This window comes from Mucilaginibacter corticis (assembly GCF_007558865.1).
Taxonomy (GTDB): Bacteria; Bacteroidota; Bacteroidia; order Sphingobacteriales; family Sphingobacteriaceae; genus Mucilaginibacter; species Mucilaginibacter corticis.
Window position 1 is genome coordinate 926,696 of the sequence record NZ_VLPK01000002.1, and the last position, 13,572, is coordinate 940,267.

18 protein-coding genes are annotated in these 13,572 nt (G+C 49.7%); 8 read left to right on the forward strand and 10 right to left on the reverse strand.

Annotated elements, in window-relative coordinates; genetic code table 11:
* The first annotated feature begins 3 nt into the window (after positions 1-3).
* Positions 4-933 carry a hypothetical protein gene (locus FO440_RS14770; RefSeq protein WP_144249032.1) on the forward strand — a complete coding sequence of 310 codons (930 nt, stop codon included), beginning with the start codon at positions 4-6 and terminating at the stop codon, positions 931-933.
* A 220-nt stretch (positions 934-1,153) separates the two neighbouring features.
* Positions 1,154-2,323, forward strand: a complete 1,170-nt coding sequence (locus FO440_RS14775) for a hypothetical protein (protein WP_144249033.1) — start codon at positions 1,154-1,156, stop codon at positions 2,321-2,323.
* Here the strand turns inward: FO440_RS14775 and FO440_RS14780 are convergent, their stop codons facing one another.
* Positions 2,324-2,683 carry a MoaF-related domain-containing protein gene (locus tag FO440_RS14780; RefSeq protein ID WP_394348372.1) on the reverse strand — a complete coding sequence of 120 codons (360 nt, stop codon included), beginning with the start codon at positions 2,681-2,683 and terminating at the stop codon, positions 2,324-2,326. It lies immediately after the preceding gene.
* Positions 2,684-2,764: 81 nt separating this feature from the next.
* Here FO440_RS14780 and FO440_RS14785 point away from each other — a divergent pair, with 81 nt between their 5' ends.
* Together FO440_RS14785 and FO440_RS14790 are read left to right on the forward strand one after the other, a co-directional pair.
* Positions 2,765-3,598 carry a PAS domain-containing protein gene (locus tag FO440_RS14785; protein WP_144249035.1) on the forward strand — a complete coding sequence of 278 codons (834 nt, stop codon included), beginning with the start codon at positions 2,765-2,767 and terminating at the stop codon, positions 3,596-3,598.
* Positions 3,599-3,873: 275 nt separating this feature from the next.
* The gene (locus tag FO440_RS14790) at positions 3,874-5,415 is read left to right on the forward strand and encodes a PAS domain-containing sensor histidine kinase (protein WP_262711493.1); all 1,542 of its coding nucleotides are present in this window, start codon (positions 3,874-3,876) and stop codon (positions 5,413-5,415) included.
* On the opposite strand, the gene FO440_RS14795 is transcribed toward FO440_RS14790, so the two are convergent.
* Positions 5,404-5,778, reverse strand: a complete 375-nt coding sequence (locus FO440_RS14795; protein WP_144249037.1) for a response regulator — start codon at positions 5,776-5,778, stop codon at positions 5,404-5,406. The genes FO440_RS14790 and FO440_RS14795 overlap by 12 nt on opposite strands.
* 149 nt (positions 5,779-5,927) lie before the next feature.
* Here FO440_RS14795 and FO440_RS14800 point away from each other — a divergent pair, with 149 nt between their 5' ends.
* Both FO440_RS14800 and FO440_RS14805 read left to right on the forward strand, forming a co-directional pair.
* Positions 5,928-7,868 carry an ATP-binding protein gene (locus FO440_RS14800; RefSeq protein WP_144249038.1) on the forward strand — a complete coding sequence of 647 codons (1,941 nt, stop codon included), beginning with the start codon at positions 5,928-5,930 and terminating at the stop codon, positions 7,866-7,868.
* A gap of 37 nt (positions 7,869-7,905) precedes the next feature.
* Positions 7,906-8,268, forward strand: coding sequence for a response regulator (locus tag FO440_RS14805; protein ID WP_144249039.1), 363 nt, complete (start codon positions 7,906-7,908; stop codon positions 8,266-8,268).
* On the opposite strand, the gene FO440_RS14810 is transcribed toward FO440_RS14805, so the two are convergent.
* The 5 genes from FO440_RS14810 to FO440_RS14830 form a co-directional block, all read right to left on the reverse strand.
* Positions 8,251-8,796, reverse strand: coding sequence for an arylesterase (locus FO440_RS14810; protein WP_144249040.1), 546 nt, complete (start codon positions 8,794-8,796; stop codon positions 8,251-8,253). The two genes, FO440_RS14805 and FO440_RS14810, sit on opposite strands and share 18 nt — an antisense overlap.
* A gap of 37 nt (positions 8,797-8,833) precedes the next feature.
* The gene (gene ku / locus FO440_RS14815; protein ID WP_144249041.1) at positions 8,834-9,604 is read right to left on the reverse strand and encodes a non-homologous end joining protein Ku; all 771 of its coding nucleotides are present in this window, start codon (positions 9,602-9,604) and stop codon (positions 8,834-8,836) included.
* Positions 9,601-9,861, reverse strand: a complete 261-nt coding sequence (locus tag FO440_RS14820; RefSeq protein WP_144249042.1) for a hypothetical protein — start codon at positions 9,859-9,861, stop codon at positions 9,601-9,603. Before FO440_RS14820 ends, ku begins: the two co-directional genes overlap by 4 nt.
* A gap of 1 nt (position 9,862) precedes the next feature.
* Entirely contained in the window at positions 9,863-10,264 is a 402-nt protein-coding gene (locus FO440_RS14825; RefSeq protein WP_144249043.1) for a GlcG/HbpS family heme-binding protein, read from the reverse strand.
* Positions 10,265-10,353: 89 nt separating this feature from the next.
* On the reverse strand, positions 10,354-10,572 hold the full coding sequence (locus FO440_RS14830) for a hypothetical protein (RefSeq protein ID WP_144249044.1): 219 nt from the start codon (positions 10,570-10,572) through the stop codon (positions 10,354-10,356).
* Between the two features lie 286 nt (positions 10,573-10,858).
* Here FO440_RS14830 and FO440_RS14835 point away from each other — a divergent pair, with 286 nt between their 5' ends.
* On the forward strand, positions 10,859-11,524 hold the full coding sequence (locus tag FO440_RS14835) for a flavodoxin family protein (protein WP_144249045.1): 666 nt from the start codon (positions 10,859-10,861) through the stop codon (positions 11,522-11,524).
* Positions 11,525-11,691: 167 nt separating this feature from the next.
* On the opposite strand, the gene FO440_RS24990 is transcribed toward FO440_RS14835, so the two are convergent.
* Entirely contained in the window at positions 11,692-11,814 is a 123-nt protein-coding gene (locus FO440_RS24990; protein WP_262711491.1) for a hypothetical protein, read from the reverse strand.
* 185 nt (positions 11,815-11,999) lie between these two features.
* The gene (locus FO440_RS14845; protein ID WP_144249046.1) at positions 12,000-12,401 is read right to left on the reverse strand and encodes a DUF5655 domain-containing protein; all 402 of its coding nucleotides are present in this window, start codon (positions 12,399-12,401) and stop codon (positions 12,000-12,002) included.
* Positions 12,402-12,575: 174 nt separating this feature from the next.
* On the opposite strand from FO440_RS14845, the gene FO440_RS14850 reads away from it, so the two are divergent.
* Entirely contained in the window at positions 12,576-13,181 is a 606-nt protein-coding gene (locus FO440_RS14850; RefSeq protein WP_144249047.1) for a dihydrofolate reductase family protein, read from the forward strand.
* A 206-nt stretch (positions 13,182-13,387) separates the two neighbouring features.
* On the opposite strand, the gene FO440_RS24490 is transcribed toward FO440_RS14850, so the two are convergent.
* Positions 13,388-13,537, reverse strand: a complete 150-nt coding sequence (locus tag FO440_RS24490; protein ID WP_186292688.1) for a hypothetical protein — start codon at positions 13,535-13,537, stop codon at positions 13,388-13,390.
* Positions 13,538-13,572 lie beyond the last annotated feature (35 nt).

Here is a 13,572-nt window from a genome sequence, read left to right on the forward strand (position 1 = left end):
GTTATGACCGCTACTGCTCCGGCCCAGGTAAAGAAATTTATGAAAGTCTTTTTGATCGTGCTCGCCGGCATCGTTGTTGCTGACCAATTGACCGGCCGCTGGCTGGAGCACCTTTACCACCGGCAAAGATCCGGCTTGCTGTACCGGACAAGCTATGCGATCGACAGCACCCGGGCGAACTATATCGTGCTCGGTTCTTCCAGGGCGAACCATGATTATGACCCGCATGTCTTCGAAAAAATACTCAAAACTTCTTTTTATAATTGCGGCCGGGACAAACAGGGGGCGCTGTACAGCTGTGCCGTTCTTTCGGCCATATTGGAGCGGTATAAGCCCCGGTGCATATTGATCGATGTTACACCCGGCGAATTTACGCAGTCGGATGAAGGGACATTATCCACGCTCTTGCCCTATTACCACAACCCGGCCGTACAGCCTTTCGCTCGATTGAACAGCCATTTCGAAAATGTAAAAATGCTGTCCCGGATCTACCCCTATAATTCTTTGTTGAGCAACCTGCTGGCAGGGCTGAACAAATCTCATAAAGAGGACTATAAAGGCTATGTCAAGCTCACTGAAACCGCCGCCAACGACGCGATCGTACCCTATATGGAAAACCAAACGGTAGACACGCTCAAGCTGGCCGAATTTACCCGGATGCTCGCCAAAGTCAACGCGCTGCGCATTCCGACGTTCCTGATCATATCGCCGATCCGTTACCGGTATACGAGTTTTGCCACGGTAAAGGCATGCCGGTCTTTCACCCGGCAATTCGACCAGGTGTCCTTCCTCGATTTTACCAACCGGGCGGACTGGGAAAACGCGGCGGAGTACAGTGATAATAACCACCTTAACCAGTTCGGCGCTGCCCGTTATTCGGGGGTCATCGCCGCTTATTTATTAAACCACCAAAGTTTAGCGCGGGTTCCCTGAACGGCGCCGGTCGGCAGCCTGATCGTTTGTTTATTGATCCCGGATCTTTTGCCGTGAAATATTCCCGAAATCTCTTGGAATATGGCCCCGCATCCTTTTGCGCATGAATGCAATTGTTTATATTTATGACCTGTAGCGCGTGACAATCCTGTAACGGCATCGATCAAAAGAACGCTGTGACCTTACCGGCCGGCGATCCGTTTACCCCTGATAAATATTGATGGAACCAGATATCCCAACGCAAGTTGCCGCCGGAAAGGCGAACGCCCGTTTCGAGCGGAAAATGAAAAAATACTTACGCAAATGGGTCCGGAACCATGAAGAAAGAACGCTGCTCAAATTTGACCAGCCCCCAAAGGATTATTTAGCAAATGACGCCTTACGCGATTTCTTTTTAAGTACCGGGCAACCGCTTTTGAAGCTGTTAAAACACCGTTTCGCCGCGCGGCATTTATCCCGTCCGGCAAGCGAAGTGTATTTTGACGAGGTGACAGGTGACCCCTTATTCGCGCCAAGCGAACAGCGCATTTACAACCTTGCCCGCAGGATGGACAGTGAACGCATGCACATCCCTTTCCGCTCTGTACACCCTGTCAAACAGACCGCGGCGGGCGATACGGCGCCGATCGATACTTACCCGCCCGAATCCCAGGAGATCCGTTATAACAGCGGCAATCATTTCAGCAGCCGCCCCGCCAATAGTAATGTCTTTGATGAAAACAGCAGGCGGTGTTCGGCAAAGGCAGGCGGAAACCTGCACATCCTGTTCAAACGCGGATTTATGGAGGACCGCCTGCAGGAGATCAAATCACTGACGACTGGCATGCAGCAGACAGGGGAGACCCTTCCGCAATTTTTTGTGATCTGCAGCAGGCATTCCCTTAAAGAAGGGCATTACGGCGTATCACTCGTGATCATGGACCCCGCAAACCCTGATTTTCCAAAACGCGTGATCGTCTGTGACACCCTGTTAAAGGAGCTTCCGCATCATCCACGCTGGTGGAACCATTTTGTCGGGGAATACAGTCTTGTTTTTGGCAACGCGGTTGTTGAAATACTGGAAGACCTCTCACATCCCTTGCAAAAGGTAAATATCAAAGGTGACCACCCATACCGCCATGACTGGGATTGCCCTTACTATGCATCCGGCATGGCCAATGCTTTGGCTGACCTGGTGAACGAGGATAGCGCGCTTGTCCTGGCAGGAAGTGCGCAGGCTATCCACGACGCGATGAAGGACAGGATGCCTGATTATTACCGGTCATCTCTTGAAATTAAGGACCGGCAGGGGATACAGTTAGCCAACCGTTTAAAGCGCTGGAACAGCGGGCGGGACCTGGTACAAAATTTAACGGAAGAGATCAGCCGTAAATCAGCTTACGAGCGCTGATTATTTCTTTTTGATGCTGACCGGGGTGATCGTCCCTTTCGCATGGCTGAACCTGCCATCCGGGTGTGTCCAGTTCATATAGACCGTTCCTTCTTTATGGTCCTGGACCTGGGTCACCGTATTCCCGTTTTTCTCCTTCCAGGTCAGCATAAACAGCCTTGGCCGCAGTTGCGTAATCTCAATAGCCACGGTTTCCGTATCATCCGCTTTCTGTCCATCGATCTCCGTGATATGGAACTCCAGTTGTGTTGGACTTTTAATATACAGGGTGGCTTTGGCGCCGAAATCCACTGCGAATTTTTTTCCGATAATTTTCATGTCATTAGAACAGCAAATCCGGTACCAGCTTTCGCCGGCCATATCGCCCGCCGGGCCCCGGCATGAAGGCGACGGTTTTTAGGCACGGGAATTGACTTAACAGAGACCAATAGCTTATAACGCATGTCTACCCCCGAATCGTCTATTTTTGAGCGCATTTTTAAACAATCACTGGCGCCGTCCTTTATCCTGTCGGCTGCAGGGCCGGAATACCTGGTGATCGCGCAGAATAAAGCCCATGAGCTATCCATGAACCATAATGAAAATATGCAGGGTAAAAGCGCCTACGATCTGCTGGTGCCGCAACCCGAAGATGCGGAGTTACAGGCATCCTACGAAGTGTTTATCGTAAATATCGAACAGGCAATCGCAGAAAAAACAATCGTCAAACTCCCGGCGATCAAGTCATTGGTAAAGGACCCGGATGGCCAGATGACCCACGGTATCTGGCGGCAACTGGAAGTGGTGCCGGTGATCGCCGAATCAGGGGAGGTCCAGTATTTGATCTGTACGGCCAATGATGTTTCCCGGCAGATCTGGCTGGAAGCTGCCCGTAAAACCGGGTTCGAAAAAGAGGCGGGACTGACCGAAGAACTGGCTGCTTCCAATGAGGAACTCAGCGCCACGAACGAAGAATTGAGCGCCTCCAACGAGGAACTCCGCCAAAGCCGGGAAAACCTCGCGGAAACGAACCTAAAACTGGAGAACCGGGTCGAGCAGCGGACCCATGCGCTGGCGGAAAGCGAATCCAGGTTTCGCGCCATGGTGGAACAATCACCTGTTCCCATGCTGGTGACCATTGGCGAAGAAATGATTTTTGAGATCATCAACCCGCCTATGCTTGAACTGATCGGAAAGGACGCGTCCGTGATCGGGAAACCCTGGCATGAAGCGATGCCGGAACTGGAGGGCCAGGATATAATCCGGCAGCTCCTGGAACCTATGATGCCGGCCTGAGCTGGAAAGGGGACGAAGTGCCGATCGTGATCTACAAGAATGGTAAGGCCGAACTGGGCTTTTATAATATCGCTTATAACCCGCTGACGGAGAACGGGGTAAAGACCGGGATGCTCCAGTCGGCGATCGATGTGACGGAACTGGTAATGGCAAGAATAAAAGTCGAGGATCTGAGCCGCGAACAGCAAACGGCGAACGAAGAGTTAGCAGCGATCAATGAGGAACTGCATACTTCCAATGATGAGTTAACGGTTATTCAGGGTAAATTGCAGGACATGATCGTCGAACTCGCGGAAAACGAGCAGCAACTGGAGCAGATCATCAATATACTTCCTGCTGCCGTGGTCATTATCCGGGGCAATGACTTAGTGGCGGAATCAATTAATAACACCAACCTGGCCTACTGGGACAAGACCCGCGAAGAAGTGATCGGAAAACCCTTGCTGGAGATCTTACCGGAACTGGCCAGCCAGCCCTTCCCGGGGCAATTGCGGCAGGTGATGCGAACCGGCGAGGTCATTGATGTCCGCGACAGCCCGGTGCTATTCACGAATGCCGACGGCAGTAAAAGAGAAACTTTCGTAGATTATACCTACCAGCCGCTGACTGACCGCAACGGCCTGCGCACCGGGGTACTGGTCATGTCCTATGAAAATACGCAAAGGGTGCTTTCCCGAAAACTCCTAGAGGAATATTCGGAACAAATGCAAGCGATGAATGAAGAACTGACCGCCTCAAATGAAGAACTGATAGCCGCCCAGCATACGATCGAAGAAAGCCGGACAGCGTTGCGTTTAGCGATAGATGCCGCCGAACTGGGGACTTGGTATGTGCACAGCATCAGCCGGCAATTGATTTCCAACGCCCGCCTGAAAGAATTGTTCGGCTATTATCCGGAAGAGGATTTTACCCTGGAGCAAGCTTTGGCCCAGATCACGGATGAGTACCGGGAAAGCGTAAACGCGGCCATTGAAGCGGCGATCCACCACGGCGGGGATTATGATATTACCTACCCGGTCACCGGCTTTCATGATCAGCGACAGCGCTGGGTGCGGGCGATCGGGAACCTGCAGCCTGATCCTTCGGGAACTTTCGCGGCCTTTACCGGCCTGGTAATGGATATTACAGAACAAAAGACGGACGAGCTCCGGAAAAACTCTTTTATCGGAATGGTCAGCCATGAACTGAAAACCCCGCTGACCTCCCTGAACGGCTACCTGCAGGTATTACAGATCAAGGCGAGGAACTCGGGGGATACCTTTGTTTCCGGTGCCCTGGATCAATGCGTCAAACAGGTAAAGCGGATGACCAATATGATCAACGGCTTTTTGAATGTTTCGCGTTTAGAGTCCGGCAAGATCCATATCGATAAACAGCAATTTGATATGGCGGACCTGATCAGGGACATGACCGAAGAGACAAAAACTTTGTATGCCACGCACCAGCTTATTTTTCACCCGGTTGAACCGACGATGGTCAACGCGGACCGGGAAAAGATCGGGCAGGTGATCGATAACCTGGTCAGCAACGCGGTCAAATACTCTAAATCCGGCAGCAGGGTACAGGTGGCCTGCGTGCAAATGGAGGGATCCGCCCGGGTGAGTGTGCGTGACGAGGGGATGGGGATCGACAAGAATGATATCCCGCGCCTGTTTGAACGGTATTACCGGGTAAACAATGACAATAAGATCTCCGGTTTCGGGATCGGCTTGTACCTGAGCGCGGAGATCATTGAACGCCACAACGGTAAGATCTGGACGGAAAGTGAGCCGGGCGAAGGATCAACCTTCTATTTTACTTTGCCTTTAGCAAACTAAGGGACGGTGATCGACGAGCCGCAGTACTTTAGCGATCATGTCCTCCACATCGAACGGCTTGCGGATAAAATCGTTGGCATTACATTCCGTGGCGATCATTTCAATATCGTTCGCGGTCGACAGGATGATTACCGGTACGGATGCTAAAGCGGTGACCTGTTTGATCTTGCGGCAAAGCCGGTGACCGGGTTTGTTATTGATGAATTCATCAAGCAAGATAATATCGGGGGAGAAGGGAATAATTTCCGCCAGGTCTTCAGGTTCCGGCAGGCTGAGCGTCTCAAAGCCTTGTTCATTCAGTATAATTTCCACGATCATCCGGATATCCCGGTCATTCTCGATAATCAGCACCCTTTTCTTCATCGGTGTAAAATTAAGGCTTTTAATATCAAAAAGTTAAATGTATTTTAGAGGTATCCAATGAGCAAGGAGATTTAAGCCGATCCTTTACTTAGCCACACATTTTTGTTTGTCCTGTTTTCTCCTGTATCTTTACCAAGGAATAGAGAAGAATGGCTGATCAATACCCCAATTTAAAAAATGAGAACGAGCGCCTTGATGCGTTACGGTCTTATCACATACTGGACACCGCGGAAGAAAAGGACTTTGATGAGCTGACTAAGCTGGCTGCAGCGATCTGCGGCACGCCGATCGCGCTGGTTAGTTTAGTGGATAAGGACCGGCAATGGTTCAAATCCCATCACGGCCTGGCCGCGCGGGAAACGCCCAGAGCATACTCATTCTGTGCGCATGCTATTGCTAAACCGGACGAGATCATGATTATCCCGGACGCAAAAAAAGACCGTCGTTTTGCGGATAACCCTTTGGTGACAGGAGAGCTTGATATTACTTTTTACGCGGGCGTACCGCTGGTCAACCATGAGGGTTTCGCATTAGGGTCACTTTGCATCATTGACCAGCAATTACGCGAACTCAGCCCGGAGCAAACCGATGCCCTGCTGATCCTGGCCAAGCAAGTGGTGGACAAACTGGAGTTGAAGCGGAAAGTTGCTGAACTGGAAACGCTCCATGGTTCGCTCAAAAGCAGCGAGCTGAATCAGCGGAACTTAATTCAGCATGCACCGGTTGCCATTGCCCTATTGAGCGGACCTGATTTCAATATTGAGTCCGCCAACGAACAAATGCTGACCATTTGGAATGAACCGGATACCATCACGGGCAGGCCATTGCTGGAGGCCATGCCGCGCCTGGCGGGAAAGGAACAGCTGCAATATTTACAAATGGCCCTGGAAACAGGTAAAGTCCAGTACAGCTATGAAATTAAAATAGACGACCGGTTTTTTAATTATGTCTATCAGCCTGTCGCGGCAGAAACAGGGCATCCTCAAGCTGTCATGGTACTGGCTACGGATGTCACGGAGCAGGTCAATGCCCGAAGCGCCGTAAACGACAGTAACGAAAGACTGGCCATGGCGCTGGATGCGGGTAGGCTTGGTTCTTATGACCTGGAATTGTGTACGGGGCTGATGGACTGTTCTAATCAGTGTAAGGCTAATTTTGGGCTTAATCCCGGGGATACTTTAAATTTTCCTGATCTCTTTACAGCGATCCTGCCCGAGTACCGGGAGTATGTTGAAGAACATGTAAATACCGCCATTGCCAACAATACCATCTACCAGACCGAATACCAGATCCAGTGGCCGGATGGGTCAAGGCATTGGATCAGCGCTTACGGGAAACCCCGGTACGATGCCGCCGGTAAGCCTGTTCGCATGGTCGGGATCACCCAGAATATTACCCAGCGAAAGGTCAATGAACAACGCAAGGATGATTTCCTGGGCGTGGTGAGCCATGAACTGAAAACACCGATTACCAGCCTGAGCGCCAACCTTCAGTTAATGAACCGGCTGAAAGAGAACCCGGCAAGCCCGGTCCTGCCCAAACTGATCGATGCCTCGGCAAGGAGCCTTTCCAAGATCAGCAACCTGGTTGACGACCTGCTGAACATGCGGCGTTTCGGCGAAGGCCTGCTCCGGCTGGAGAAAACCAATTTTACCATAGGGGAGCTGCTGGCTGTCAGCTGCAACCATATCCGGATAGCCGGTACGCATGAACTGCTGATCGAAGGGGATACGCATCTGCAGATCTTCGCGGATGAGAACCGGATCGACCAGGTACTGGTCAATTTTGTCAATAATGCGGTCAAATATGCGCCTGACAGCGACCGGATCCTTTTTGGAATTGAAGAACTTGACGGTTTTGCGAAAATATCGGTCAGGGATTTTGGCCAGGGTATCCCGAAGGAACAAATTCCGAACTTGTTTGATCGTTACTGGCGGGCAAATCATTCCGGCGCAACCTATTCCGGCCTTGGACTCGGTCTGTATATTTGCGCGGAAATCATCAAGCGGCATGGGGGTACGATCGGAGCTGACAGCGAAATCGGCAAAGGCAGTACATTCTGGTTTACCATTCCGTTAACACAAGTTTAATACCGTTCCTGTTGCAGAAATCTTTTATTTTTACGCTATGGTATTAAAAAAGATCCTGGTGATCGATGATGATGAGGATGTACGGCTTATCCTCAGCGACATTTTAAGACAAGCCGGTTACCAGGTCAAAACCGGGAAAGACGTCACTGCCGTTTATGAGATCGAAAAAGATCCGCCGGCATTACTCCTCATAGACAACTGGCTGGAAGGAAAAACAGGCCATGACATTTGCTGGCAACTGAAGCAGGATCCGCGCACGCAAAACATTCCTGTAATCCTGATATCGGCAACGACCAAGCTGGATGAAACCGCCCGCCGTTGCGGTGCAGATGATTATATCTGCAAGCCTTTCGACCTGGTTGATTTAGTGAATAAAGTAAGATTAACGATCAGGCAGTAACTTTTCCAGTACCGGCCAAACATTCCCGGCGATCACCCGGTAGCCCGCGGCGGAAGGATGAAGGCCGTCCCGCAAATTCAAATCGGCGCGTCCGGCCACCCCTGCCAAAAAGAACGGTACGAATGCCGGCTCAAATTCAACCGCCAGTTTTTGATAGATACCGCTGAATTGAACAGCCGTAACAGAATTAAACATGGAAGGTAATTGCATACCCATCAGGACGATCCGGGCTTCAGGATATTTTTGCTTTACTTTAACGACGATCGCACGCAAGTTTGCCAGCGTTGCCGCCGGAGGTATCCGGCGAATGACATCATTGATCCCGAGCTCTAAAACGAAGATGTCTATCGGTTTGGAAAGCCAGTGATCCAACCTTTGTAGCCCTCCCGCAGAAGTGTCCCCGTTCTTGCCGGCATTGGTTATTTCGTAAAATAAGCCTGCTTCCGCTATGCGCTTTTCAATTAATGCCGGAAAGGATTGTGTAGCCGGGTTTGCCAGCCCATAACCCGCAGTTAAACTGTCACCCAAAAAAGGATATGTCCCGTCTTATTCATCGCATTTCAGATCAGGCCCCTTTTTTAGCGGTAAGACTGCTCATTAGCTGGTCGTACAGGTCATCGCTCTTCGATTTGGCAGGTTTCAGCTTCTTGATAGTCGGACGTTTCCCTTTCGCTTTCTGCTCAATGATCTTTAACAATTCATTGTGGTATTCGTCTCTATATTTTGACAGGTCGAGCGGCTCAGCGTACTGGTTGATCAGTGCCAGACCCATGTCCAGTTCCTTCTTGCTTACCGCAGGCGCATCATCCAGGTCCAGGTCATCCTGTTCACGGATCTGCTGGGCGAAACGGATGCGGGTTACGACGATCGCTTTATCCACCGGGTGAACGATACATAAGCTTTCCGTGCTGCGCAGGACAAACCTGGCCAAACCTGCCTTGCCCGACTTTTTTAACGCTTCCAGTAACAAGGCATAAGCCTTATTCTTTTTAGTGGCCGGCGCGGTGTAATACGAGGTTTCATAATACATCGGGTTCACTGCCGCGACATCCACGAAACTTTCAATTTCGATGACCTTCGTTTTTTCCGGTGCCGCGGCCTCAAAATCTGCTTCTTCTATGATGACATATTCATCATCATACTTGTAACCTTTGACGATCTTATCGTACGGGACTTCTTTTTTGGTATGTTCGTTGACCCGCTGGAATTTGATGTTGGCATGGTCGCGGCTGTCGAGCATATCCAGGTCGAGCCGGCTTTCCTGAACGGCCGAATAAAGCTTAACCGGGATACTTACCAATCCAAAGCCGATGGATCCTGTCCAGATACTTCTCATTGTTTTAGTTTATTGATACCCCGCGGATGATGGGTCTCGATCTCGTCAGCCAGTAAATGGAGAATCTCTTCATCAATTTCGCCGGGGTTTTGGCAGATGTGTAAAAAGTCATGATTGTCCGGCTCAAAGCTGGCGACATACACCCCGTTTTCAAATACACGAAACTTGCACTTATCATCATCCTGGTGCGCATATTCGCCGACCTCGAAATGATGCACCTCCTGGTCCTTGCTGATGGTTATCGGATAGTTTTCCATACTATTTCTTAAAAACTGAGGCGCCTGCTTCCGCTACCGCGTGGTCCTGGTCGACCGACCCGCCGGAAACGCCGATCGCGCCGATGATCGTATCGCCGTCTTTGATCAACACGCCGCCGGGAAAAGAGATTAAGCCGCCGTTGGAGTGCTCAATGTTATAAAGCGGCCCGCCGGGCTGGGACAGTTTGCCGATCTCGCCGGAGGGCATATCGAAGAAACGTGCTGTCCGCGCTTTTTTTATGGAAATGTCGATGGAGCCAAGCCAGGCATTGTCCATACGGTGGAACGACTTCAGGTTGGCACCTTCGTCAACGATAGCGATATTCATCGGTACGCCGATTTCCTTTGCCTTGGCTTTTGCTGCTTCTGCTATTTTTTCTGCCAGCTGAATGGTAATGCTCATGTTGCTGCTATGTTTAGTTTATGATTAACAATCTTTTGATGGTTCGATCCGGCTTCTTTAACAAGTGCTGCGCCGATCAGGGATGAATTTTATTCGTCCCAAAACCCTTCATAATGAATACGCAGGGCGGGGAAATTTTTGGTCAGTAATTTCCAGCTGAAATGAAAGATCCAGATCAGCAGGCCTATGATCGCAGCGATGATCAGCGCAAAAATAAAACCGGCCTTAAAGGCATCCTCCATCAGGCCGCAGCCCGACAAGGACAGGCACAGCGGTAAAGCAAGTAAGGGTAAAATGAACTTTCTCATCAGGCTGCTTTAATTTCGCGGGCGTTTTTATATGCTTCCAGGTCAGCGGCCAGGATGGCCAGCAATTCCATATCCAGTGCTTTAAGCATTACGGTGGTTTGCGTTGAGTTTTCCATGTGCTGTTGTTTTTGATCTGTATATTTATGTTAAATATAATGCCATTTTATCCTGAACGTAAAAACCTGTTGCTACTGTCCGCTTTTATAAGCAAACGATCACCAGGGTGTCTGTTTTTAGAAATATTTCCTTTTTAAAACAATAAATTTTACCGCAAGTTAATCCAGGTATGAAAGCATTATTTATCAACTGCACCTTGAAACGTACGCCGAAGTTTTCAAATACCGGGGCGTTGGCTGAAAAAGCTGCCGGGCAGCTAAAAGCACTGGGTTTTGAGACCGAGATCATCCGGCTGAACGATTACAACGTGTTAACCGGCAATACTTCCGATGAAGGAGACGGAGATGAATGGCCCCTGATCCTTGAGAAGATCAGGGCCTGCAATATTTTCGTTATTGCCACGCCGATCTGGATGGGGCACCTGGCATCGACCTCGCAAAAGGTGATCGAAAGGCTGGACGCGATTTTCCGTGACGAAGATCTGGCGGATAAGGAAACCGGCCAGTATATGCCCTATGGTAAAGTCGGCGGATGCCTGGTAACGGGTAACGAGGACGGTGCCCACAGTTGCGCCGCGCAGGTATTATGGTCCCTGCAGGAGGTCGGCTTTACTATTCCTGCCAACGTGAACGCGTATTGGGTCGGCAAGGCCGGAGGGGAAAAAGATTACGTGGAAGCGGGCGGTGAAAGATATCTTTATACGAATAAAACCCTCCGTTATATGACGGCTAACCTGGCGTACATGGCAACGTTACTGGCGAAATATCCCTACACCACCAATTTACTGGAAGAAGCTAAAAAAGCCGAAGCCGAAAGCGATAAGGAAGAAGAATAGTCAGGAAGACGCAGTGGCTTCCCTGCGGGCGAGTTTTCCGGTTCCCGGTCCATTTCAGGGGAACGAAAGATCCGGCAGGAAAGATAGGCACTAAACTGAGTTGACGTTTTGGTTTCATTTCAAATCATAAAAACGAGCCGCCCGGAAGAGGCGGCTCACATCATTAATTAAGCTTTTGCAGCGTCACGTAAGGCTTTGATGCGGTCATGCGCTGCGCTGATGTCCTGCGCTTTAATATCCGCGATGGCTTTCTCAAAACCGGCTACGCGGTCATTATTGATTTCGATCAAGTGGTTTAAAACCCCTTTTTCATTTAAGTAGTTGACATCGTATTTTTCTTTTGATAGACCTGGTACAGTCCTGATATCATGCCAAAGCATTTACGAATGCCTGCAGTCTTCCTGAAAGGTGTAACTAACTATCCGGCGGCCCTGCTGGCAAATTAACGGCGCGTTAACAATCCGGTGTTTTGGTTTCAAATTAATTCATAAGATTCCCGTAAATATATAAAGACGCCGGGCTTGAGTTCATCCAGCGTCGTCAAGCGAATATGGTTCTCGAATTTATTACCCGATTCCACGCTTTTCAGCACGGGTTTATCCTTATGGACCCTGCCGGAATAAAATTTCAGGTCCAGCCATTTTTTCATCGGACGGATAATTAAAAAAGCGGTCCGCCGGTAAAAGACGATGCAATTCGGCGTGGTGCTGATCACCACTTTGTCCCAGTCGGCCACTTCCGCCAGGATCTTATCAAATACCAGTACCAATTCCTCGGAACGTCCCTCAAACAACGTATCCAAACTGACCCGCCGGCAATAATGCCTGTAATCAGGCCAGGGTAACTCCCGCTCGCATTTCGGACAGGTCCAGCTCATTTGCTACGTATCATTTTTATTAGTCTGTGCTTGCTAAATAATTATAGTGGTATAGTATGTACTGTGATTTGCAAATACCATGCCCGGTAATGGCATGTTATTTCCAGTAATCATTATTTTAATACCGTATCGCGTCAGCTAAAAACTAAAAAGCAACCGTACTGTTGTTTTTTTATGGCAAAAGCAGAAAAATGTAGGATTATCGCGATCGAACACCTGACGTTGGATGGCGTATTCCAGGGGCCGGCAACTGCCGATGAAGATACCCGCAACGATTTTCAATATGGCGGCTGGTCCGCGGCAGGCGACGATCCTAAAATGCGCGAAGCGATCGGCAAGTATATGGGCAAGGGCTGGTCCTTGCTGGCCGGAACAAGAACCTATGAGGACCTTTATCATGCCTGGCCACAGCGCAGACCCCATGACCCGATGACCCGGGCGCTGACCAAACCCGAAAAATTTGTTGTTTCCCGGAAGGTAAATTACCCGCTGCCCTGGGAACATTCCACTTTGCTGACCGGGGAAGCTGCCCAAACTGTCGCGTCGCTGAAAGAAGAACACGATCGGAACCTGCTCATTTTTGGCAGCGGGGAAATCGTACGTTCCCTGATGCAGGCAAACTTGTTAGATGAATTACTATTGATCATCCATCCGGTGATCCTCGGAGCAGGGATGCGCCTGTTCGACAAAGGTTCGCCTTTAGCCCGGCTCAAACTGAATTCGCTGAGCAAGACGGAAAATGGGGTGATGATCGCTGCTTACCAGGCTAAAAAGGACTGAACGGCATTTTTTTACCAGTAGGCAGGCTTTCCTAATGATTTGTACGGCTGATTGGAGACCCTTTATTTGATCACCACTGTAAAAAGTGCCTGGCATATTCGAGCCCGATCGCAAAAATAATGTTGGAAGGGATTTCCAGCTGTTCATTAAAACGCAGAACAGGCTAGCCATAAGATCTTCAGGGAGCGCATCAAAAGCGGAGCTGTTTAATGGTGCTTGAAATACTGGATCTCTTTTTCGTGCTTTTTAGCTGCTTCTATCGAATCGAACGTCCCCAGATTCTTTCTTTTCTTAGTTTCCGGGTCAACCTTCCTGGAATAGATGCGGTATTGGCCCGATTTTAATTTCCTGATCATACGTAATAAATTCTTCAACCAATAAAAGACGTTCA

Coding starts and splice junctions, on each gene's coding strand:
- FO440_RS14770 (WP_144249032.1), top strand. CDS start 4: ATGACCGCTACTGCTCCGGCCCAGGTAAAGAAATTTATGAAAGTCTTT.
- FO440_RS14775 (WP_144249033.1), top strand. CDS start 1,154: ATGGAACCAGATATCCCAACGCAAGTTGCCGCCGGAAAGGCGAACGCC.
- FO440_RS14780 (WP_394348372.1), bottom strand. CDS start 2,683: ATGGCCGGCGAAAGCTGGTACCGGATTTGCTGTTCTAATGACATGAAA.
- FO440_RS14785 (WP_144249035.1), top strand. CDS start 2,765: ATGTCTACCCCCGAATCGTCTATTTTTGAGCGCATTTTTAAACAATCA.
- FO440_RS14790 (WP_262711493.1), top strand. CDS start 3,874: ATGATCGTCGAACTCGCGGAAAACGAGCAGCAACTGGAGCAGATCATC.
- FO440_RS14795 (WP_144249037.1), bottom strand. CDS start 5,778: ATGAAGAAAAGGGTGCTGATTATCGAGAATGACCGGGATATCCGGATG.
- FO440_RS14800 (WP_144249038.1), top strand. CDS start 5,928: ATGGCTGATCAATACCCCAATTTAAAAAATGAGAACGAGCGCCTTGAT.
- FO440_RS14805 (WP_144249039.1), top strand. CDS start 7,906: ATGGTATTAAAAAAGATCCTGGTGATCGATGATGATGAGGATGTACGG.
- ku (WP_144249041.1), bottom strand. CDS start 9,604: ATGAGAAGTATCTGGACAGGATCCATCGGCTTTGGATTGGTAAGTATC.
- FO440_RS14820 (WP_144249042.1), bottom strand. CDS start 9,861: ATGGAAAACTATCCGATAACCATCAGCAAGGACCAGGAGGTGCATCAT.
- FO440_RS14825 (WP_144249043.1), bottom strand. CDS start 10,264: ATGAGCATTACCATTCAGCTGGCAGAAAAAATAGCAGAAGCAGCAAAA.
- FO440_RS14830 (WP_144249044.1), bottom strand. CDS start 10,572: ATGAGAAAGTTCATTTTACCCTTACTTGCTTTACCGCTGTGCCTGTCC.
- FO440_RS14835 (WP_144249045.1), top strand. CDS start 10,859: ATGAAAGCATTATTTATCAACTGCACCTTGAAACGTACGCCGAAGTTT.
- FO440_RS14845 (WP_144249046.1), bottom strand. CDS start 12,401: ATGAGCTGGACCTGTCCGAAATGCGAGCGGGAGTTACCCTGGCCTGAT.
- FO440_RS14850 (WP_144249047.1), top strand. CDS start 12,576: ATGGCAAAAGCAGAAAAATGTAGGATTATCGCGATCGAACACCTGACG.
- FO440_RS24490 (WP_186292688.1), bottom strand. CDS start 13,537: ATGATCAGGAAATTAAAATCGGGCCAATACCGCATCTATTCCAGGAAG.